Origin of the sequence: Pseudoalteromonas xiamenensis, from assembly GCF_017638925.1 — a bacterium.
Taxonomy (GTDB): domain Bacteria; phylum Pseudomonadota; class Gammaproteobacteria; order Enterobacterales; family Alteromonadaceae; genus Pseudoalteromonas; species Pseudoalteromonas xiamenensis.
Window position 1 is genome coordinate 1,597,432 of sequence record NZ_CP072133.1, and the last position, 21,816, is coordinate 1,619,247.

Annotated in this window: 17 protein-coding genes; 8 read left to right on the top strand and 9 right to left on the bottom strand. The window is 43.6% G+C overall.

Features of this window, described 5'->3' with window-relative positions:
* Positions 1-62: 62 nt before the first annotated feature.
* The gene (locus tag J5O05_RS07750; protein ID WP_208844291.1) at positions 63-2,078 is read right to left on the bottom strand and encodes a formylglycine-generating enzyme family protein; all 2,016 of its coding nucleotides are present in this window, start codon (positions 2,076-2,078) and stop codon (positions 63-65) included.
* A 221-nt stretch (positions 2,079-2,299) separates the two neighbouring features.
* On the opposite strand from J5O05_RS07750, the gene J5O05_RS07755 reads away from it, so the two are divergent.
* Positions 2,300-3,193, top strand: coding sequence for a 1-aminocyclopropane-1-carboxylate deaminase/D-cysteine desulfhydrase (locus J5O05_RS07755; protein ID WP_208844292.1), 894 nt, complete (start codon positions 2,300-2,302; stop codon positions 3,191-3,193).
* Here the strand turns inward: J5O05_RS07755 and J5O05_RS07760 are convergent.
* The 4 genes from J5O05_RS07760 to J5O05_RS07775 all read right to left on the bottom strand — a co-directional run bounded on the left by J5O05_RS07760 (position 3,171) and on the right by J5O05_RS07775 (position 7,822).
* Positions 3,171-4,853: an EAL domain-containing protein gene (locus J5O05_RS07760; protein WP_208844293.1), complete on the bottom strand. Its 1,683-nt coding sequence runs from the start codon at positions 4,851-4,853 to the stop codon at positions 3,171-3,173. The two genes, J5O05_RS07755 and J5O05_RS07760, sit on opposite strands and share 23 nt — an antisense overlap.
* Positions 4,854-4,975: 122 nt before the next feature.
* Positions 4,976-5,632, bottom strand: coding sequence for a single-stranded DNA-binding protein (gene ssb / locus J5O05_RS07765; protein ID WP_208844294.1), 657 nt, complete (start codon positions 5,630-5,632; stop codon positions 4,976-4,978).
* Positions 5,633-5,654: 22 nt separating this feature from the next.
* Positions 5,655-7,022, bottom strand: a complete 1,368-nt coding sequence (locus tag J5O05_RS07770) for an MFS transporter (RefSeq protein ID WP_208844295.1) — start codon at positions 7,020-7,022, stop codon at positions 5,655-5,657.
* A 50-nt stretch (positions 7,023-7,072) separates the two neighbouring features.
* Positions 7,073-7,822 carry a substrate-binding periplasmic protein gene (locus J5O05_RS07775; RefSeq protein ID WP_208844296.1) on the bottom strand — a complete coding sequence of 250 codons (750 nt, stop codon included), beginning with the start codon at positions 7,820-7,822 and terminating at the stop codon, positions 7,073-7,075.
* A 131-nt stretch (positions 7,823-7,953) separates the two neighbouring features.
* Here J5O05_RS07775 and uvrA point away from each other — a divergent pair, with 131 nt between their 5' ends.
* Both uvrA and J5O05_RS07785 read left to right on the top strand, forming a co-directional pair.
* Positions 7,954-10,773 (top strand): excinuclease ABC subunit UvrA, encoded by a 2,820-nt coding sequence (gene uvrA / locus J5O05_RS07780; protein ID WP_208844297.1) that lies wholly within the window; start codon positions 7,954-7,956, stop codon positions 10,771-10,773.
* Positions 10,774-10,815: 42 nt separating this feature from the next.
* Complete coding sequence (locus J5O05_RS07785) at positions 10,816-11,910, top strand: hypothetical protein (RefSeq protein WP_208844298.1); 1,095 nt, start codon at positions 10,816-10,818, stop codon at positions 11,908-11,910.
* Positions 11,911-11,984: 74 nt separating this feature from the next.
* On the opposite strand, the gene J5O05_RS07790 is transcribed toward J5O05_RS07785, so the two are convergent.
* Complete coding sequence (locus J5O05_RS07790) at positions 11,985-12,380, bottom strand: acyl-CoA thioesterase (protein WP_208844299.1); 396 nt, start codon at positions 12,378-12,380, stop codon at positions 11,985-11,987.
* 28 nt (positions 12,381-12,408) lie between these two features.
* Here J5O05_RS07790 and J5O05_RS07795 point away from each other — a divergent pair, with 28 nt between their 5' ends.
* A complete protein-coding gene (locus tag J5O05_RS07795) occupies positions 12,409-13,113 on the top strand; it encodes a 2OG-Fe(II) oxygenase (protein WP_208844300.1) in 705 nt (234 codons plus the stop codon).
* A gap of 26 nt (positions 13,114-13,139) precedes the next feature.
* Here J5O05_RS07795 and J5O05_RS07800 read toward each other — a convergent pair whose 3' ends face one another.
* Positions 13,140-13,511 (bottom strand): YacL family protein, encoded by a 372-nt coding sequence (locus J5O05_RS07800; RefSeq protein WP_208844301.1) that lies wholly within the window; start codon positions 13,509-13,511, stop codon positions 13,140-13,142.
* A gap of 250 nt (positions 13,512-13,761) precedes the next feature.
* Here J5O05_RS07800 and J5O05_RS07805 point away from each other — a divergent pair, with 250 nt between their 5' ends.
* Positions 13,762-14,673, top strand: coding sequence for an AEC family transporter (locus tag J5O05_RS07805; protein ID WP_208844302.1), 912 nt, complete (start codon positions 13,762-13,764; stop codon positions 14,671-14,673).
* A gap of 63 nt (positions 14,674-14,736) precedes the next feature.
* Here the strand turns inward: J5O05_RS07805 and J5O05_RS07810 are convergent, their stop codons facing one another.
* Complete coding sequence (locus tag J5O05_RS07810) at positions 14,737-14,961, bottom strand: hypothetical protein (RefSeq protein ID WP_208844303.1); 225 nt, start codon at positions 14,959-14,961, stop codon at positions 14,737-14,739.
* 176 nt (positions 14,962-15,137) lie between these two features.
* On the opposite strand from J5O05_RS07810, the gene J5O05_RS07815 reads away from it, so the two are divergent.
* A complete protein-coding gene (locus J5O05_RS07815; RefSeq protein ID WP_208844304.1) occupies positions 15,138-16,454 on the top strand; it encodes a short-chain fatty acid transporter in 1,317 nt (438 codons plus the stop codon).
* Positions 16,455-16,514: 60 nt separating this feature from the next.
* Here J5O05_RS07815 and J5O05_RS07820 read toward each other — a convergent pair whose 3' ends face one another.
* Entirely contained in the window at positions 16,515-17,528 is a 1,014-nt protein-coding gene (locus J5O05_RS07820; protein WP_208844305.1) for a metalloprotease, read from the bottom strand.
* Between the two features lie 224 nt (positions 17,529-17,752).
* Between J5O05_RS07820 and J5O05_RS07825 the strand changes: the two genes are divergently transcribed.
* Complete coding sequence (locus tag J5O05_RS07825; RefSeq protein WP_208844306.1) at positions 17,753-18,961, top strand: EAL domain-containing response regulator; 1,209 nt, start codon at positions 17,753-17,755, stop codon at positions 18,959-18,961.
* A 194-nt stretch (positions 18,962-19,155) separates the two neighbouring features.
* On the top strand, positions 19,156-21,612 hold the full coding sequence (locus J5O05_RS07830; RefSeq protein ID WP_208844307.1) for an alpha/beta hydrolase family protein: 2,457 nt from the start codon (positions 19,156-19,158) through the stop codon (positions 21,610-21,612).
* Positions 21,613-21,816 lie beyond the last annotated feature (204 nt).

Sequence of the window (21,816 nt, forward strand, 5' to 3'; positions counted from 1 at the left end):
TTTGAATTCTTAACCATTGGCAACTTTCGTTGCCTTCCTACCCTGTCGAAAAACAAGTGTTTTTATCTTTCTTTTATCAACCTAAAGCCGATGTAATTCGCTCTGAAATCAGGCGCAAGCGTTAAGCGAGTTGAAACACGTGCTAAGCTTGGCGCGAAATTCCATGCTCCGCCTCGGACCGTAACGTCTTCTTGCGATGCACGCTTTTGCGTCCACTCCCAAACATTACCAACCGTATCATATAACCCATAAGCGTTGGGTGAAAACTCACTGACGGGAGAAGGGCTTATATTCGACCACTCGCTGCCACACCAACCACAGTTTGCTAGATTGCGACCAATTTCATTACCCCACGGGTACTCGGCACTTGAACCTGCACGCGCGGCGTATTCCCACTCAACTTCGTTTGGTAAACGATATTGTTCACCCGATTCAGCCGTTAGCCAATCCGCAAACGCCTTTGCATCTTCATATGAAACGCAAACAACTGGAAAGGAATCTTTTTGCTCGTAACCTGGATTTTTCCAGTTGTAATCAATGTCCCAAACTGGTTCACCATTTTTGTAGTGCGCACAACCTCGGCCTTTCTCCGCATCGGTTACAAAGCTTGAACGCTCAATAAATTGACGAAATTGCGCTACTGTAACTTCTGTACTTTGCATAGAAAATGAATGACTAAGCACTTTTTCAACAACTGGACGTTCATTTGCCAGTCCATTGCCTGTCAAATCGCCCATCATGAACTTACCTGCAGGGATCACAACCGTTTGATTTTTAGGTGTGTTGTCCGCTGTGGCGACAATTGGCTCAACTTTTTTTGGTGTGGGAGCTGCAATCAACTCAGGTTTTTTTAATAGTTTAACATTCAATGTACGTGCTTTACGTAAATCGACTTGTGCTGAATAGGTTTCATAACCGAGTTTTCTTACTTCGAGAGAATACATTCCCGGAGCAAGGCTTGTGACAAGCTTAGTAGAGCCGTAACTCACCCCATTAATAAACACTTCATCATCGAAAACATTAGATCGAACTGTAAACTCTACCGTCGTTTTTTTTTCAGGTAGAGGTTCAGACTTTTTTAGTGAAGTTTCGACAATGGGTGCCACCTCCATTTTTGCAACGCTCACGGTATCTGAGGTGTTTGAAGCGGGGGCAACAGGTGCGTCTTCAGGGAAACTGAGCTGAGCATCGCTGTAGGTCGTCGGGTAAAGTGATTGATAACCAATTGCAAGTGGCTGGCCATATTCTGAACAGAATCGATTGTCGATGTTCAGTAAACCACACAGTCGACTGCCGTTTACATCGCCACGCATGGTGACACTCAAATTGACGGTGTAGTTACCTTGGCCACTGAAAGCACTGTTCACTACATGGCTGCTCATCACTTGAACTTGTGCACCGGCAATGTTGCGTTTTGGCTCTACAACTCGTTGTTCCGTCAGGTTAGCAAAGATTTGATCGATAAATCGCTTTGTTGCTTTTTGTAGACCTAACTGCTGGCCTCGTTGCTCACACGCGGCCAAGGTTTCAGTACGTTTACAATTTATAGTGTGTTCAACTTCTAACGTACCTTCGCGTGTAAATTCATTACGAAGACGCTCAACTCGAGCCGTGCTAAGTTGATCTTTTAGATTCTCTAAAGTGTTGACTAGCGTATGTTTTGCTACTCGAATTTGCTCAATTTCTTTACGTTGCGCCGCAATTGCCGCCAGTTGCATCGCAATGTCATCTTTGTTCTGTTTGTGGGTTGCTACTGATTGCTGGTATCTCGTTTGTGCCGCAGAGATATCTAGATTTGGATCGTCAATCATACGACGATACATTTCGTTCATTGCATCAAGCGCTTGATTTTTCTCTTTTTCAAGCTCTGTAGAACGCTTTCTGAGCAAGCCTAATTGGCTTTGTAAACGGGTTTCTTCAGCAATATGCTTATCCAACACCGTGGTAAAATTGTCTAATTCAGCTTGTTTAGCTGTTAATTCAGACTCGATTGCATTCACTGTGGCAGTGTCCTGAGCAAAGGCACTAGTCGCCAGCAATGCTGCAGTCACGAAAAGAGATAAAGGAGCAATTCGCATAGTTTCCATTCCCAAAAGCGGCAATTATTTGGTCATTGTTATTTTTTATAATTAGGGCTTTATGCTATGTACTTAACGCCTAAAACACAAGCTTTGCACAATTAATATCTGAGTTTACAACCATTAGCCTACGTCTGACCAGTTTTGTCGGGAAATTTTCCACATTTATGCACGTTTATTTTGCTAAACTTCCGCTGAGACTTTATAAAAATTAACAACTGATGCTGTCATACCCTGAATCTCCCATACAAGTATTACAATCTCCCTTGCTTAGTGAGAAAAAAATTCGATTATTGGTGAAACGCGACGATCTCAATCATCCTGTCATCAGTGGGAATAAACTTCGCAAACTGAAATACAACATTGAGCATGCAAAACAACAGCAATATCAAGGTTTGCTCACGTTTGGCGGTACATTTTCAAATCATCTGTATGCAACAGCCATGGCTTGTAAATTGGCTGGACTTGACAGTGTAATCATTGTCCGAGGAACACCTCTTGACGCCAATAACCCGACTCTCAAAATTGCAAAAGCGTGTGGGGCACGATTAATTGCTGTCGACCGAAAGACATACCGTCGTCGATATGAAGATGAATATTTGCAAGAACTCAAACAATCCTTTCCTCACTACTGGGTCGTACCAGAAGGTGGCAGTAACCAATTAGCACTACCTGGATTGCTGGAACTGGCTGCAAGTTTACCTCCTTGCGATACCGTTGCATGCGCAGTCGGTAGTGGCGGTACCCTTGCAGGTTTAGCGCTTGGGTTGCAAGCAACGAAGCGTGTTTTAGGCTTTGCTGTTCTAAAAGATGAACATTTGCAGGACGAAATACTCGAAAAATATCCAGAATTACATCAACACTCACATTGGCAACTCTTTGAGCAATTTCACGCGGGTGGGTATGGGCGCTTTACACCCGAATTGTGGGCATTTTGCCAAGCTTTTACCGAACAACATCATATCCCGATAGAACCAATATACACAGGTAAGCTGTTTTACGGACTCTGGCAACTCATCCAAGCTGACTATTTCGCACCTGAAACCACGATTTGCGCAGTTCACACTGGCGGTTTACAGGGATTAATGGGGCTTAAGTATCGTGGCCTGATATAAGATCGGAATCAGAGAATTGCTGAAGCGGCTCACTAAAGTAGTGCCCTTGTGCGCCTTTTATGCCTAATTTCTGCAAACACAGAAGTGTTTGATGCGTTTCAACTCCGATAGCAAAAACGGGTAACTTCAGTAATTTCGCTTGGGTCACGATCTCTCTAACCAACCGCTGACGTTGCAGGTCTACTTCTATGTTGTGCACTAACTCAACACTCAGTTTAAGGCCGACGACCGCAGGAAGCGCTCGAAAGCGACTCACTTCGAGAGGTTTTTCGATATGATCAACCATGACACGTGCACCTGACTTTTGTAATGCACAAAAAATGTCGTGCAGTTGGATACTGTACTGGTAGAAATCAAACGCGGCGATTTCGAACACGAGACGATACGCATATTTAAAATCCGCTAATTGCGCCAAAAGCCAGCTCCTAAAATCACTACTACACCAGCTCATGCAATGAATATTAATATGGACATCTAAGTTTGATGGCTCTTTATTCAACAGGTTAAATACCTGCCCAATGACGTGCTTATCTAGTTCAATAAAATGGGTCGGCTCTTGAACGTGTACGATAAATTGTTTAGCAGACATCAATCCTATTTTACTGTGCCGAACACGCAATAATGCTTCGCTTGCTACGATATCCTGTTGATCAAATCCAATGAGTGGTTGAAACAGCAGTAAAAAACGGCCACGAGTAATGTAGTTAAGCACTTCTTGTTGCTCTTCAAACAATTCACTCTGTGTGTGATTCAAAGGCTGGCAATGATAATGGTGCCAGAGATTATTTGTTGCGATAGCTAAAGCAGACCGAGCCAACTGATACACTTTGGCTTGTTCTGCTTTATGTGGATAGTAGCATGTGCCAACTTTAACGGCTTTACGCGACAAATCATGACGAAATTTGCGCAGCGATTTGAATATCTGCTCATGAATAACGGCGGTCATATCCTGTATTTCAGGTTTAGGTACCACCGGAAACGTTATAGCGAGTAGTCCATCATTTAAATAACGTACACGGCATTTCTGATATTTTGTAAATGCCTTTGCCAACACGACTTTAAAATACGTTTCAGCATCGCACTCTTCCGGTAATTTAACGTCAAAGTTCACAAGGCTGAACAAGCCATATTGTTCCACCAACAGCATATTGACGGTTTCGGCACTGTCTGGTTTTTGAGGTGATTGATTTACGAGATGACTGGCGTTGACCTTACTCTCTATCGCTAATTTTTTATTGAGTCTTAAATTCCAGCGACAAAGGCCAAAGCCAACACCAATGAACAAACCGGTTAACACGACGAACCAATGCGCATAGTAAATACCAATCGTCGGATGTTTGAGCGTCAGAGTGATCCCTTTCGCAGTGAAGACTTCATGTTCCACGTTATTGTAAAACCAATCTTGCGACTGCTCATCAATACTACCTAGCGAAAAGCCACGGCGCTCTAAAATAGTTTGAATTCCGTCTACATCTGATGGGTTATTTGGGTCCAGTGATGCCTCTTCAATTTCTTTTACTAACGAAATACCCTGCTGGTGTAATTTTGCATGAAGAGAATGGTATAGAAAGGCGCTTGAAGCAACCCATGCACACAGGAAAGCAACCCAGATCAACGACGTGAAAACGGGTGTACGAATGTGCGAAAAATCGCTCGCCATAATGCACCTAGATTGCGTGAGTGTTTACTAAGTGTTGTTCAAAAGAGGACGTTCTGCAAGCAGCGAAAACAAAAGAGCCAAGCAAATGCTTGGCTCTTTTTTAAATTCAATCCATTACTCGATTAGAACGGAATATCGTCGTCAAAATCGATTGGTGGTTCCATCGGGTTGCTCGCGCCACCTTGTGGACCAGATTGCTGTGGCTTAGGTGCAAAACCACCATAGGCTTGTTGACTTTGCGCTGGTGCGTAGCCGCCTTGGTTTTGGTTGTTGCTATAACCACCTTGATTGTACTGATTTTGTTGTGGTGCAGATTGCGGTGCTTGAGACTGCATAGCTGGCTGTGACGGTGCATAACCACCTGAATGGCCTTGTTGCTGCGGAGCCGATTGCTGAGGCGCATTTTGGTAACCGCCACCTGATTGACCTTCACCACGACCGCCTAACATCTGCATCTGGCCACCCATGTCCACAACGATTTCTGTCGTGTAACGTTCTTGACCACCTTGATCAGTCCACTTGCGCGTTTGTAGACGACCTTCGATGTACACTTGTGAACCTTTACGCAGGTATTCACCAGCCACTTCTGCAAGTTTTCCAAATAACACTACGCGGTGCCATTCTGTACGCTCTTGCATTTGACCCGTGTTTTTATCTTTCCAGCTATCCGTTGTCGCGATACTGATCGTCGCAACACCATTGCCATTTGGCATATAACGCACTTCTGGATCTTGGCCTAAGTTACCAACCAAAATGACTTTATTTACACCACGTGCCATGGCACCGTCTCCTCAAACTAAATTAGCTTAACCCAGCAAGTTGTCTTGCCGCGTTTAAATCAAACTCTTTTTCATCCACTTTTAAATAGCAACGATTTTCTTCGTTCACTACTGTCGCTTCCAATACACCTGGTAGCGCGACAAGTTTCGCAGCAAGCTCTTGTGCGGCCTTATCATTGGCGATATCGGCCAAAATATTGATCACTTTGCTACGTTGAGGGATTTGCATTCCCCAAGCAATAAGTAACCATATTAACCCAACCATAGCCGAAGCCGCAAACACCATCTGCGCATTAAAATATTGCGCCAACACTCCACCGAGCATCCCACCTAAAAACGCTCCGAAGAATTGGCCAGAGGAAAATATCCCCATTGCCGCGCCCTTTTGTGCAGCTGGCGCTAAGCGAGATACAAGTGCTGGCATGGTTGCTTCAAGAAAGTTAAATGCAATGAAATAAATCAGCAAACAGCCTGCAATTGCCCAAACGTTTGTAGCCAGCACGCTCAGCAATCCGGTACTCAAAACGAGCAGTGATATACACAATAGGAAAACGGCGCGTTCCTGTTGTTTTTTGATGGCGATAACCATCATCGGGGCCATGAGCACGAACGCCAGTAGAAAGACGGGAATGTACAATTTCCAATGAGATTCTGCAGCAAGCCCATCTTTTATCAATTGCCCCGGTAAAGATACAAACAGGGTCGTCATGGTTAAATGCAACAAGAGTACCCCAAAATCAAGGCGGATCAGTTGTCCATCTCTAATAAGCTGCTTAATTGCACTGATACTTGCAACGGTGTCACCTTTTGGTGCTCGGCTAACCGCATTGGGCACAAGGAACAAAATAATACCTATACCTAAAAGTGCCAACGCGGCTGTCAGCCAAAATACGCCTGTAACACCAAACGATGCTGCTACCATCGGCCCAAGTAACATGGCAACGGCGAAACTCATGCCAATGCACATACCAATCACGGCCATAACTTTTGGCCTTTGCTCGTCGCGACTCAAATCTGCCGCCAATGCTAACAAAGCACTCGCGATAGCGCCCATCCCTTGCAATGCACGTCCGACTGCGACCCAATGAATGGATTCAGCCATCGCGGCAATAACGGAACCAAGCGCAAAAACACAGAGGCCGCCCACGATAACTGGCTTTCGCCCAAGTCTATCGGATAACCATCCCATTGGGATTTGAAGCAACGCTTGTGTAAGGCCATAAGCGCCAATAGCAATACCAATCCACAGAGGGGAAACATCTTGATAATGTTGTCCATACACTGCCAATACCGGCATGAGCATGAACAAACCTAACATTCGAAACGCAAAAACACTGGCCAATGAAATGGCAGCGCGTTTTTCCAATTGATTAAGCGCAGCTGACGACATAATTACCGAATTGTTTACTGTTTTAAAAAGCGGCGATTAGTCTAACACAATTAATCTAGCTTGTACTTCTTCAAAATCGCTTTGAGTTCACCACTTTTTTGTAACGCAATGTAGGCTGCTTCAAACTGCGTGAGTTGTTCTGGCGTGATGGACTTTTTACTAAACGCGTAATACACGGACTCCTGATTCACGATAAATGTATTGATCCTCACCTCTGAAAAGTTTGGATTATTTTCTATCTGATAAAGTAAGTTGTATTTTTCTTCTAGAAAACCGCTGATACGCTGATTTTTAAGCAAGTTAATCTTAACGTTATTGTCCGCAACATAGATAAATTGCTGTTCTGGATCTTTCAGCGCCGCTAAATGAGTCTCAAAATTTTGACCGTAAAATGCCCCACGCTGAATTGCCACTGGCCTATCAAGCGCAAATAATTGCTCCATTGAATTCAACTCAACCGGAGCGTCTCGATGTACTGCGAAGACAATATTTTCCATACGTTGAGGGCCGACAAAATACGCAAAAGCGCGTCTCTTTGGATTATCACTCACACTCAAAACAAGATCTAAATCACCTAGTTCCAGCATTTTAATTGCACGACCCCAAGGCGTGCTGACAAAACGATATTTGCAACCCGCTTTTTCAAGTAACGCTTTGGCAAAATCAACATCAAGGCCATGCCAACCCAATTCAGGATCTTTTTGCGCTTGTACTCCGTATCGTTCAAAACGAACTGTTATTTCGCAGCCATAACTGCTAAATACGAAAACAAAACACGCAAATAAAATAATTCGGTACATCTATTTGTCGTAGTTTAACTCACTCTATTAAATAGCTTAGTTGGTTTTTAAAAAGAGTCTCTACTTTTTCAAAAAGTATGCGATACTGTACAAAATCACAGTTATACGTTTCAGTAATATACAAGGTCAACATGGACAATATTGAAGTACGTGGTGCTAGAACGCACAACTTGAAAGACATTTCACTGACGATCCCTCGTGATAAACTTATAGTGATAACCGGCCTATCTGGTTCGGGTAAATCGTCGCTTGCATTCGATACCCTTTATGCTGAAGGACAACGTCGCTACGTCGAGTCGCTTTCCGCCTATGCTCGACAATTTTTATCCTTGATGGAAAAGCCCGATGTTGACCATATTGAAGGGCTTTCTCCCGCCATTTCAATCGAACAGAAATCCACGTCTCATAACCCTCGCTCAACAGTGGGCACTATTACTGAAATATACGATTACTTACGTCTACTGTTTGCCCGCGTGGGCGAGCCACGCTGTCCTACGCATGACCTGCCATTATCAGCACAAACAGTGTCACAAATGGTCGATAGTGTACTTGCACTGCCTGAAGGCAGTAAATTAATGCTCCTTGCTCCGGTGGTTAAAGAGCGAAAAGGCGAGCACGTCAAATTGTTAGAACAGCTCGCTGCACAGGGTTATATTCGTGCCCGAATTGACGGTGAAGTGTGTGATTTATCCGATCCGCCAACGCTTGAACTTCACAAAAAACACACCATCGAAGTGGTTGTTGACCGATTTAAAGTAAAAGCCGATTTACAACAACGCTTGGCTGAGTCTTTCGAGACTGCACTTGAGTTATCTGGTGGCATTGCACAAATCGCCGCGATGGATGAATCACTCTCCGAAGAAATGGTGTTTTCAGCGAACTTTGCTTGCCCAACTTGTGGGTATGCAATGACAGAATTAGAGCCTCGTTTGTTCTCATTCAATAACCCAGCAGGTGCTTGTCAAAGCTGTGATGGCCTTGGTGTGAGACAATACTTTGATCCCAGACGTGTTGTTCATAATCCTGAACTGAGTTTAGCGGGAGGCGCAGTCAAAGGCTGGGATAAACGCAGTTTCTACTATTTTCAGATGTTGCAATCTGTCGCGGAACACTACGATTTTGATCTAGATACGCCGTTTAACTCACTACCTACAGCAGCGCAAAAAGTCGTGCTCGAAGGCAGTGGAAAAACGAAATTAGCCTTTCACTATCGGAATGACCGTGGCGATGTATTAACGCGCCATCATGAGTTCGAAGGCATCTTGAACAACATGCAGCGCCGTTATCACGAAACAGAATCGAATTCGGTGCGTGAAGAACTGGCAAAATACCAAACCTCACAAGCGTGTCCAACCTGTCACGGTTCTCGACTACGTGAAGAAGCTCGCCATGTTTTCATCGGTAAAACAAACTTACCAACGGTCACGTTAATGAGCATTGGTGACGCATTGCAGTTTTTCACCGAAATTCAGCTTACCGGTCAAAAAGCACAAATTGCTGAGAAAATATTAAAAGAGATCCGAGATCGATTGAGCTTTTTGGTCAACGTTGGCCTCAATTACCTGTCGCTCGAACGCAGTGCCGAAACCCTTTCGGGTGGTGAGGCACAGCGTATTCGACTTGCCAGTCAAATAGGAGCTGGAACCGTTGGCGTAATGTACGTGCTAGACGAACCATCTATTGGTTTACACCAACGTGATAACGACAGACTACTCAGCACATTGACGCACCTTCGAGATCTTGGCAATACCGTCATTGTCGTTGAACACGACGAAGATGCAATTCGTGCGGCAGACCATATTATCGATATTGGCCCAGGAGCTGGCGTGCATGGTGGTCGTGTTGTAGCGGAAGGTTCTCGTGATGACATCATGGCATGTAAAGACTCTCTAACTGGGCAATATCTTGTTGGCACTAAATGCATTGAAGTACCAAAAGAGCGCAACGCACCAAGTGATAAATGGCTTGAACTATTTGGTGCAAGTGGCAACAACTTGAAAAACGTTGATGTAAAGTTACCCGTCGGTTTAATGACGTGTGTTACGGGTGTATCTGGTTCAGGTAAATCAACGTTAATTAACGACACGTTGTATCAGCTTGCGCAGACAGAATTAAACGGGGCAACGACCGCGGAGCCTGCACCGTACAAAGAAATTAAAGGCCTCGATCATTTCGACAAAGTGATCGACATTGATCAAAGCCCTATCGGTCGTACACCACGATCTAATCCTGCAACTTACACCGGAATTTTTACTGGGATCCGAGAATTGTTTGCAGGCACCCAAGAAGCTCGCTCTCGCGGTTACAAAGTTGGGCGCTTTAGCTTTAACGTCAAAGGCGGACGCCGCGAAGCATGTCAGGGTGATGGCGTGATCAAAGTTGAAATGCACTTTTTGCCTGATGTTTATGTACCTTGTGATGTCTGTACGGGTAAACGCTATAACCGTGAAACATTAGAAGTCTTGTACAAAGGTAAGAATATTCACGAAGTCCTTGAGATGACGGTCGAAGATGCATGTGAGTTCTTTACTAACATTCCAGCTATCCATCGGAAGTTGAAAACGTTGATGGACGTTGGCTTGTCTTACATTCGCTTGGGTCAAGCAGCAACAACCTTGTCTGGTGGTGAAGCACAGCGTGTAAAACTGGCAAGAGAGTTGTCTAAACGTGATACCGGTAAGACGCTATACATATTGGATGAACCAACCACGGGTCTTCATTTCCACGACATCGCTCAACTGTTAACCGTATTGCATCGATTGCGTGACCATGGAAATACAATTGTCGTTATTGAGCACAACCTTGATGTGATTAAAACGGCAGATTGGATTGTTGATTTGGGTCCAGAAGGCGGTTCAGGTGGAGGGCAGATCTTAATCTCGGGCACACCTGAGGCAGTTGCTGATTGTCCTCAATCTCACACAGGGAAATACTTGAAACCCCTACTTTAAGACCCTAAGATGAGCGCATCATAATAAAAAAACAGGGATGACATGATGCGCTTGCTCGCTCCCATAAAACGCTGGTCGAGTCGATTTGGACTCGTCCGCATAAAATCTTTTTGGCTTAGCCTCACATTTCCACAACGTTGTTACTTTTCAGCTTTGATGATTTGTCTTAACGGGTTGTTTGTCGATTTGCCAGTGATGGACGAGACACCACCCACTTTTTCGAATCCTTTTATAAATTTTGCACTGTTCATTGCACTCATTGCGCTCGTTGTTGAATTTTGGCCTCGCTTCTACCATTTTTGGGAAAGTTTACCGGGTAAAGCAATCATCTTGTTGTTTTATGCCTTTGTCGCCAATTATGCCTTAGTTCAAGCTGCAGGCATGATCAACGATATCACTGGCCTAAATGCAGACAAATTTCCCTACAGTCACAATATGGCACTATTACTTTCCATCCCTTCATGGTTTGCCATCACCACTTTGTTTGTCTTATTGATTACGCAATTGGCTATGCCGCTGTATCTTTTAGCCTTGCTCATATTAAGACCATTAGGTGTCCATGAATATTTTCATTCACCAGATTATCGTTTTCCATTTATCACCGGCATTGTGCGTTATGGATTTAGCCTAACGTTGTTAGCGGCTGCAGTGACCATGACACAAGAGAGCGGCTTATCAACCAGTATAAATGAAACGCTGAGCGGAATTGCGCGAGGTTTTGATGGGGTTATTGATGTCAATAATGAGGATGCTCCACAAGACGCTGAACCTGAAGAACCGCTCGGTATCAGTTTAGATGTTCAATTACAATCAGAGGACTCACCAACTCCCCAGCCGGAAAACGTCAGTGCGAACCAGTTGAAATTGGACAAAGTACGCGAACGAAACTCAAAGATCCGCCAAAAAGGGCAAGCCTACGACCAACATATAAAACAGTTCATCGCGAATTTCGTTTATTTTCAGGAAGCCGATGAAAAGTCACGTTGTGAGCATGATACACAGAGTCGTATTGTGGAATTAAATGATTTTGAGATAGTTGAAATTTTCCGAGACTCAACGCAACCTTTGCGATACCGATACGAAGTCAAACCGTGCATTTCCGCGGCGCTTGGTCACCAGTTCAAGCAACCTAAATAATGCGTAGAGCCTACGATTGGCAAGGGTGCAATTCTCCCGAAATGTTCAAAGGGAGAGTTGCACGTTATTTAAACTCAGATGAGGAATGCGGATAGTCCCGTACGCTCTTCTTCTGACAAGGACACCGCTGATTTATCTGCAAAACTATATCGCACCATAATGGTTTTCCCCACGGCACACGCGCGCCCCCCTTGCCAAGCTTCTTGAACTATCACATAAGAACTATTACCAATACGTTCTATCCCTGTTCGGATCTCGACTTCTTCACCATAAAAAAGTTCGCCTTTGAACTCGACTTCGATTTTGGCAATGATGAGCTTCCACTGCTTTGGATCAAGGTTTGGTGTAAATATTTTGAAGATTGGGGTACGCGCGGCTTCAAACCAAACAGGGACTACGGTATTGTTAATGTGTCCGAGCGCATCCGTTTCGCTAAAACGAGGGTGTACTTGTTCCATCAATTTATACATAAAAATTCCAATAACAAGTTAGGTTCTTATGACTGATTTTATTCGTATTTACGAAAATGCGTTAAGCGCAGACTTTTGCGATCAATTCGTTCAAACATTTGATAACTCCCCGCATATCACTCAAGGCCGTACTTCTGGCGGCATTGATACGAGTAAAAAAGTCAGTCAGGATTTGTATTTAAATTCTTTCCCTGACTATGCCAAGCAACTGACACACATTCAACAAGTTACGGCAAAATACCTATTTGAATACATTGAAGAACACTTTTTTATGATGATCGGAGCATTTGGACTGAAAGTGTATCATCCACAAACAGGCCAACCCGTTGACATTACCGCTGATAACTTTGAAGAAGTGGCCAAACCTCAGCTTCCCATACTGACGCAGCAGTTATTCCGCTTAGGGCCGATACAGGCACAAAAATATCCGATTAATCAAGGTGGTTATCCTTACTGGCACAGTGAGGTTTATCCGCAACTTGGGCACAACGAAGCATTGCATCGCGTAGTTTTGTTTATGTTTTATTTAAATGATGTTGAAGAAGGTGGAGAGACTGAGTTCTTTTACCAGCAAAGAAAGTTGAAACCTGTGAAAGGCTCAATGGTGATTGCACCTGCTTACTTCACGCATACGCACCGCGGAAACATGCCTAAATCGAATGACAAATACATTCTTACATCTTGGGTTTTGTTCAATCGTGCGGAACAGATCTACGGACAGCCACCACAATAAAAAGGCTGTATTGATTCATCTCGTCGCTAGCGCTTCGAGATGAATTCAGAGAAATCGTGGATCAGCGCTTTGAAGTCTTCAAAACCACACGCCGCAACTAATCCTTCTTCATCAAATTCAAGCTGATCATCTCGATAAGCATCTAGCAGGCTCTCGTCGTCCATGAATAACGCATGTGATTCTAATAATGCTTCTTGCCGAGTTAAGGTCAAACGTATTTCCGACCCCATGTCCACCAGCGTTTGAGGCTCACGTTCAACTAGTTCAATCCATTTGACCACTTCTGCAACGCGCTCAGGGCCAATTTCATCGCTTAACCAGCGCCCTACTAAGACGTGCTCGTCGGTCATTTTACAGCGGATCCCAAAGAGGGGATCTCGAATGAATTGATATTCCATACAACTTCCTCGAAAAATGGATGCGCATTGTAGCTTACTCCTGTGTGCAGTCCCACCTGTTCGAACCCAAAAGCCTGACTTACTAAAGCATGGTTTGAAGGTCAACACTTTGCCACTTGCGAGAAAGACAGATTGAATAATCAAATATGTTTATCACTTTTTTTGGCAAGTTATTCACGCAAATAGCCTTTTGCTTGCTACTTCAATGTTCGATTGGGATAATAATTAAAACTCCATTCAAGCTATATAAATGAGCGCATTCAGCACTATTTTCCCACTCGCCTTTATCGTGTTATTTGGCTTTATCAGTTCAAAACGCCTTTGGGTAAACACAGCTCAACTCGATGGGATACGCCATTTTATTTTTAATTTAATCCTGCCCATCTTTTTGTTTACCAATATGTTGAAAGCGGATCTTCACGCGCAATTGAATCTCGCGAGCATGTTGTCTTTCTATGTACCTGTGGTGCTCACGTTTGTCATCGTATACGCAATAGGAAGCATGGTGTTAGCCTATAAAAAAGTCGATATGGCGGTTTTTGCGTTGGGGTGTACTTACTCAAATACCGTGCTTGTGGCGCTCCCAGTTATCTTGCTGCAATTTGGTTTAGAAGCTGGTGCAATGGTGTTTGTCATCATTACTTTTCACAGTGCGTTGCTGTTTGCAATGACCTTTTTACTTGCTCGCAACCCAGAAGCAAGTAAACGGCAAATAATGTCTTCTTTGGTGAAAAATCCCATTGTAGCCAGCATCACTTTAGGTATTTTAGCTAATTTGCTCTTGCCACCTTTCCCATCTGTGTTGCTTGATGCCATGACTTTGGCTGGACAACCTGCGCTGGCAGGCGCACTGTTTGTCTTAGGTGCTAACCTAAGCTACTACCAAATTGGATCTATGTGGAAAGAAGCGGCATTAATCAGTCTCATTAAATTGATACTTTTACCTGCAAGTGTCTTTGCTCTGGCTAAATATGGATTCGCGCTAACATCACAACAAATTGCAGTGGTCACACTCATGAGTGCAGCGCCACTTGGCGTTAACGCTTATTTAGTTTCACGTCAGCTTAATACTATGCAGCCTCAATTGGCTGGAGGAGTGGTACTTTCAACTATGTTAAGTGCGTTAACACTCAGTGGTTGGATAAGTATTTTAACACCCTAATGTGGTCGGCATTGAGCTAGGCCGTTTTACTCGCCTAACTCTTTGCACACCCTATCATCATCGCTATCGATTCGGGTCATACTTGGCTGCATCAATGATTGCCCACACATAGACAATTGCAGCAATAATGCCTGGAACAACTAGCCACCACAACGCCGCACCACCAACAAAAACAATGGCGAAGATCAAAGCAGCTAAAACACGACCTTGAACGAGTTGCCCTAACCCTGGAAAAAACACATTACAGATTGCAGCCAATACATTTCCGCCTGAACCTTGTCCTGCCATAGTAACCTCACTATTCTTACTTTGTTTTCTTTACGTTTATTGGAATGTTTACAGTTTTCATGCCAACTCTTAAACTCCTTTAAAATCAACATGATTTAAAATAATAAAAACACTAATAATGATATTCCTTGTGTGTTTTACTAATTATTAGTCAAAAGTAACAGGATTTGCTCAATATGCTCAACCACATCGCAAAGCCTTTCACAAAATGTGTGGAGCGCTTTTTACCAGACCCATTTGTTTTCGTTATCTTGCTCACCTTCATGGTCTTAGCGATTGCGACGCTCGCTACGCCCACTTCAGCTCTTGACGTCTTGCAAATATGGGGGAGTGGCTTTTGGAATCTACTCACCTTTTCAATGCAAATGGTGCTCGTCCTGCTATGTGGTTACATGTTAGCCAATACCCCTGCATGTATCAAACTCCTTGATGCAATTGCTGAAAAACCCAAAAGTGGTGGTCAAGCGATTCTGCTGGTCACCGTCGTTTCTATGCTTGCTAGTTGGATCAATTGGGGATTTGGTCTTGTTGTTGGCGTGCTCTTTGCCAAAGCCCTTGCGCAACGTGTAACCGTTGACTATCGAGTACTGATTGCCAGCAGTTATTCGGGATTTATTGTTTGGCACGGTGGTCTTTCCGGATCAGTGCCGCTTACTATCGCTACACCATCCCATTTCACTAGCGATTTGATAGGAATCATCAACACTGAATCAACGCTGTTTGCACCGTTCAACTTAATTATATTAATTGCACTCCTTATCGTATTACCGATACTCAACCGCGCTTTACTCCCGCCAGAGTCAGAGCAAATCATCGTTTCTGCATCAAAACTAAACGAAGTACCTATCGATATACCAAAGGCGACAACACCAGCAGAGCGTATTGAACAAAGCAAAGTGTTAGGCACTACCATCGGTCTCTTGGGGCTAGTTTACCTGCTTGTTTATTTTGTCCAACAAGCAGGAACGCTCAACTTAAACAGCGTCATCGCCCTATTTTTATTTTTATCAATTACACTCCATCAATCTGCGGCAAACTTACTTCGTAGCCTAAATGAAGCAGTAAAAGGCAGCGCGGGGATCATTATTCAATTTCCCTTTTACGCGGCGCTTATGGCCGTCATGGTAAAAACAGGATTAGCCGCATCCATCGCTCAGGGTTTTATTAACATCAGCGATGCGCAGACTTTGCCACTTTGGAGTTTTCTAAGTGCAGGACTCATTAACATCATGGTTCCATCAGGTGGTGGCCAATGGGCAGTTCAAGCCCCTATCGTGCTGCCAGCGGCGCTTGAATTGGGAGCAAATATACCGAAAGTCGCGATGGCAGTGGCTTGGGGAGATGCATGGACGAATCTAATTCAGCCATTTTGGGCGTTGCCGGTACTTGCCATTGCGGGTTTACGTGCAAAGGACATTATGGGTTTTTGTCTTGTTCAGCTCTTCGTTACAGGTGCTATCATCGCGCTGTGCCTGACCTTCATTCCAGCTTAGTGGATCCGAATCAACGGATAGAGGACTAAAAGCCATCTATCCGCTTACTTATCAGCAGTCTCAGCTAGACAGAATCTTAACTGGTAAACTCAATATTGGATGCTCTGAATCGGCAAAATGGAAAATAACAGCCAAATGGCCTAGCACCACCAATAAATACATAAGCGCAGACACGACTTGTCCGTATGTATTTAACGGTAACAAATGCGACAAATTCCTCATTCGCCATTCAAAGATAATTTCAAGCGTGCCCAAAAATAAAAATAAGACGAGCAACGTAAGGCCAAACGTGTAACTTAGCCATAATCCAAACAGTACACCACCTAAGCACAAGGTTAAACCAACCCAAGAACGGGAAGAGAAACTGATGCTTTTCAGCACATGTCCACCATCAAGTGGCAACATTGGCAATAGATTGAATAAATTAATCAACGCACTGAGCGCAGCAACACCTGCAAACACTTCGAGTTCAGTCGCGTAATATAACGCAACCCCTAAAAATGAGGTGAGCAATCCAAATGCAGGCCCCATTAGGGAGATCACAACATCCTGCCAGCGCGTGGTGATTTTTTCATCGGACACAGCCAAACCACCAACGAATGGAATTAGATAAATCCCTTTGGTCTTAATGCCAAAATATTGCATGGCACGAACGTGACCGTATTCATGAACGACCAAACATAGCACCAACATCAGTGCAAATTGCCAGCTAAATAACCATGCATAGCCTGCGACAGACGCGCCAGCAAGTGCCGCCTTAATTACTTTGGTACTTTTAAACAGCTTAAATACCAGCGCTAAAACACCGAGTTTTCCTCCTCGACCTTCAACGTTAAAATGGTTAACTTCAGCTGCAAATTCAGGGTCGTTGCCAATCTGTACGAGTAAAACCCCCTCTGCCAAATGCTGCGCATTCAAAATGACTTGTTGACCATCGATTTCGACTTGGTATTTGTTCGCATCAATGGAGTTGAGAGGTAATGCTTGCTGATCAACGTAAACTTGCAGGATATCATGTTGGTTATACAAAACATGACACGGCTTATTCGCAAGGTGTAATTCGATTCTATTCATTGTTGTTTATATCTCGACGACGTGGTTCCATTATCGCAACTTGATCCAAAACTCACAACGCCACACGTTGAATTTGGTATTAAGTTTATAAATTGCATTACGTTAGCAAAAAGCGTGCTTCTTCCACCATGCCATCGTCCATTTTCTGAGCAAAATTGATGACAAGATAAGGAACTCTACTACACTTAGTATTAGATTTATCCGTTGATAGCAGGGGAGCTAGCATGCAAAATTCAGAGACGCGGATCTTAATAGTTGATGATTCACCCGCGATTTTATTGGTCATGCAAGCCATTATGACAGAGTTGGACGTGACCAACGCAACGATGTGTAATTCCGCGATTGATGCACTTGCACTCATTAAAAAGCGCCCTCTAGGTTACGATGCCGTCTTTACCGATTTAAATATGCCTGAAATGGACGGAATGGAATTTATTCGCCAGCTTGGTGAATGTAAGTTTCAGGGTGGCATCGTTATCATTTCTGAAATGGATTCCAAAATCATCGAATTGGCTGCCAATCTCGCTCGGTTTCACAGCACTCATCTCCTTGGCAATATATCTAAACCAGTACAATTAAGTGAAGTCAGCCGAGTATTAGAAAAATTAAAACTTTTCATAGAGCCTGTTGAGCAAGCCAATCAGCCAATTACGGAAGACCTGCTGCTCGATGCTATCAGTAAAAATGAAATCACGCCGTTTTACCAACCCAAAATCAACCGAGCAACAAAACGCATCACAAGTGTTGAAGTACTGGCTCGCATCGTATCCAACGAAACTGGGCAACTGATCTTACCCGATCGCTTTATTGGCGTTGCTGAAGATCTCGATCTTATAAACCTAATTACATTCCAGCTATTTGAAAAAGCGACTGAAGACTTCCAAGAAATTCGCCAAACCTTACATGGCGAAGTTAAACTCGCTTTCAATTTGTCGCCATTGCAATTAGATGATTACGGCTGCCCTGACAAGCTGGCACTAATACTAGAACTCAATCATCTAAAACCGGAAAACATCATTTTAGAAATTACAGAACATCAACCCTTAAATCGCCCACTTCAGTTAGAAACACTAAACCGACTTCGTATGCGGGGCTTTGATATCTCACTGGATGATTACGGCACAGGGTTTACTAACCTAAGTCAATTAAAAACCTTACCTTTAAATGAAATAAAACTAGACCGCTCATTGGTGTCACACATCGATACGGATCGATTTTCGCAAGTTATTGTCGATGGACTCGTCGACATCGCACAAAATGAAGGCATTGTCCTTGTCGCCGAAGGCATTGAACGCATCGAGGAACTGAACTACCTTGAACGTTATAAAAATACACTACTCATGCAAGGCTTTCTAATATCACGCCCAAAATCGAAACGAGAGTTTCTGCGCTGGGCGCTGTCTTGGCTCAGGATGATTAATTCAGACCAGTAGACAATACTTTGACGCAGCTGATTGAATCAGAGAAAGCTTCAGCTTTTAAACGTTAGTAAGCTGAACGTTGTGCATTTAAAAACATCAACATTGGCTCGCGATGCAACGTAAAACTTTGCGACTAGTCGCATGCGGCATACCTCCCAATTTATCCGTGATATAGTCACACAAAATTACCTACAATAGGCTCACCCATGAAGATAACAACGACACTTTCTTTGCTGTGTTGTGCATTGTCATTACACCTCAATGCAGCTCAGATTGAAAAACAACAAATAGAATTCATTGGACCATTGACCTCAGGTTCAACGCTGAAGCCGTTTGAAACGCCGCATAGAAATGAGATGGTTGATGCGCTTGCAGCTACGTTAAGTGCATCACATGAAAAACTAATACTGGGTCAAAAAACGCTGAAGTGGCAGTCTTACGACTCTGTAAGTGCACTGACAATTGAAGGGATGCAAGCCTTAAAATATCGTTTTTCGACAACTCGTTTTACTGAAGGTAAATTTACGCTTGTTGGAATTGAGAAAGCGACCGTCTATTTGAATGGCGAGCGTCAAGGTGACTCAACGACACAGTCTATCGCATTGCCTACCGGTGATTACGAATTATTAGTTGTGGCCGAGCAAGTCCCTGATTGGAATAAAGTCACGCTCTCATTTGAGGGTAAAGCAGATCATGATGTAGTTTTGCCACACACCTCTCCTACACACTCACTGTCTCCTAAACAATTATTCGATGCGCCAACCGTAAGCGCTATCTCTTTGTCACCAAACGGTAAGTTCTATATTACAACGGAACGTAAGTACAGTGATAAAACAGGCAATAAGCCTATTAGCGTTACAACATTATTTAGCGCAAACGGTGACGTGAAATACCGTTTTGCTGGAAATTCCGCTGCTGCATTAAGTTGGTCGCCAGACAGTAAGCGTATTGCGTTTCTATCGAATGATGAATTAAACATCCTTGATGTGGCGACACTTAATCTCAACACTATGCCATATAATCTCGCATCGACCTCTGATTGGCAGTTCTTCGATAACAACTCTTTGATTTTCTCTTGGTCAAAAAACACGGATGATAATGATAAAATCACTAAACATTATCGAGGACTTGAAGATCGCTGGTCTTACTTTAGAGAAAACAGCCAAATCTACCGCCTTGATCTCGAAAGTGGTCTTATCACCGCTGCGACCAAAGGTAAATTAAGTGCCACACTTGAAGATTTCGATTCCGAAAGAAACACGATTCTTATTAGTCGCCAATTAAGCGATTATGCCGCAGCACCCCATGCGATGACGGAATTGGTTGAGGTTGACTTAACATCAGATAAAGAAACGATGATTGGTCAATACAGAACCTTCAATGAGGCGCGTTACGGCAAAAAAGGGTTTTATGTTGTGGCGGGTCCTGATTTTATGAACGGCGCCGGTCGCGCTATTCCAGAAGGACAGTTGGCTAATAATTATGATGGACAGCTTTATTGGCTTTCTTCGGATGGTAAAGACGTCGAGGCGCTTAGCAAAACGTTCGACCCTTCCATCGGTGGCTTTGAAGTCGTTAACAAAGAAGACCTGATATTGTCCGTCACCGAAGAAGACACAAAACCCTTGTTCTTCTACGACGCCTCTAAAAATCGCTTCACACGCTTGAAAACGGGGCTGGATGTCACGGAAAAATTTGCGGTCACTCACTCTAGTACTCCTGACGTTTACGTCACAGGTTCAACCGCGACTTCACCACAACAATTGGTAAAACTGAACGTCAATAAAAACAAACCAGAAACGTTGTGGGACTCGAAACCACTTGCCTATGCGGATACCGCGATTCCTCAATTGGAAGAGTTCAATTTCAAAAACCAAGATGGAATTGAGATAAAAGGTCGAGTTTACTTACCTACGAACCTAGATAAGACGAAACAATACCCTGCATTAGTCTATTATTACGGTGGCACATCACCGGTTAATCGTGGTTTCACTGGACGTTACCCATTTAATTACTGGGCTGCGCAAGGTTATGTCGTCTATGTGCTGCAACCAACAGGTGCCACTGGTTTTGGCCAAGCATTCTCTTCTGCACACGTAAATGCATGGGGTGAAAAAACAGCGGATGACATTATTCAAGGTACTCAGGCATTTTTGAAGCAGTATCACTTTGTAAACCCTAAAAAAGTGGGGAATTTAGGCGCGTCGTATGGTGGCTTCATGACCATGTTACTTGCGACCAAAACCGATTTATTCAGTGCGTCAATTGCCCATGCTGGTATTTCCAATATTACGTCCTATTGGGGCCAAGGTTGGTGGGGATACTTGTATTCAGGTGAAGCTTCAAAAAATAGTTTCCCATGGAATAACCCAACTCTGTACTCACAACACAGTCCGGTTTTCCATGCAGACAAAGTGAACTCTCCTTTACTGCTAATCCACGGTGATGCCGATACAAACGTGCCACCAGGCGAAAGTCATAACATGTATACGGCGCTAAAAATCCTAGGTAAAGATGTTGAGTTAGTTGAATTCAAAGGCGCTAACCATCAAATCTTTGCACGCGACCGTCGCTTTAAATGGTGGGATACAATGCAAGCCTACTTTGATAAGCATCTAAAAGATGAGCCACAATGGTGGGATTACCTATATCAAGGTAAATAGCGATTAGAAAGGAGCCTCGGCTCCTTTTTTATTGGTACGACTTATGTTTTTACATTCTCATACTGCGTAATTGCCGAATCAATCTAGAATAAAAAACATTCAATAATTTCTATAAATTTTATAAAGTTAGTGCTAAAAATAGACAATAGAACGCGTTCTAGTTTGTGAAGACAAAGACCATTGAATCGACTTTTTCAACAGTCC

Coding starts and splice junctions, on each gene's coding strand:
- J5O05_RS07750 (WP_208844291.1), bottom strand. CDS start 2,078: ATGCGAATTGCTCCTTTATCTCTTTTCGTGACTGCAGCATTGCTGGCG.
- J5O05_RS07820 (WP_208844305.1), bottom strand. CDS start 17,528: ATGAATAGAATCGAATTACACCTTGCGAATAAGCCGTGTCATGTTTTG.
- J5O05_RS07785 (WP_208844298.1), top strand. CDS start 10,816: ATGATGCGCTTGCTCGCTCCCATAAAACGCTGGTCGAGTCGATTTGGA.
- J5O05_RS07805 (WP_208844302.1), top strand. CDS start 13,762: ATGAGCGCATTCAGCACTATTTTCCCACTCGCCTTTATCGTGTTATTT.
- ssb (WP_208844294.1), bottom strand. CDS start 5,632: ATGGCACGTGGTGTAAATAAAGTCATTTTGGTTGGTAACTTAGGCCAA.
- J5O05_RS07825 (WP_208844306.1), top strand. CDS start 17,753: ATGCAAAATTCAGAGACGCGGATCTTAATAGTTGATGATTCACCCGCG.
- J5O05_RS07810 (WP_208844303.1), bottom strand. CDS start 14,961: ATGGCAGGACAAGGTTCAGGCGGAAATGTATTGGCTGCAATCTGTAAT.
- J5O05_RS07775 (WP_208844296.1), bottom strand. CDS start 7,822: ATGTACCGAATTATTTTATTTGCGTGTTTTGTTTTCGTATTTAGCAGT.
- J5O05_RS07830 (WP_208844307.1), top strand. CDS start 19,156: ATGAAGATAACAACGACACTTTCTTTGCTGTGTTGTGCATTGTCATTA.
- J5O05_RS07790 (WP_208844299.1), bottom strand. CDS start 12,380: ATGTATAAATTGATGGAACAAGTACACCCTCGTTTTAGCGAAACGGAT.
- J5O05_RS07795 (WP_208844300.1), top strand. CDS start 12,409: ATGACTGATTTTATTCGTATTTACGAAAATGCGTTAAGCGCAGACTTT.
- J5O05_RS07815 (WP_208844304.1), top strand. CDS start 15,138: ATGCTCAACCACATCGCAAAGCCTTTCACAAAATGTGTGGAGCGCTTT.
- J5O05_RS07800 (WP_208844301.1), bottom strand. CDS start 13,511: ATGGAATATCAATTCATTCGAGATCCCCTCTTTGGGATCCGCTGTAAA.
- J5O05_RS07770 (WP_208844295.1), bottom strand. CDS start 7,022: ATGTCGTCAGCTGCGCTTAATCAATTGGAAAAACGCGCTGCCATTTCA.
- uvrA (WP_208844297.1), top strand. CDS start 7,954: ATGGACAATATTGAAGTACGTGGTGCTAGAACGCACAACTTGAAAGAC.
- J5O05_RS07755 (WP_208844292.1), top strand. CDS start 2,300: ATGCTGTCATACCCTGAATCTCCCATACAAGTATTACAATCTCCCTTG.
- J5O05_RS07760 (WP_208844293.1), bottom strand. CDS start 4,853: ATGGCGAGCGATTTTTCGCACATTCGTACACCCGTTTTCACGTCGTTG.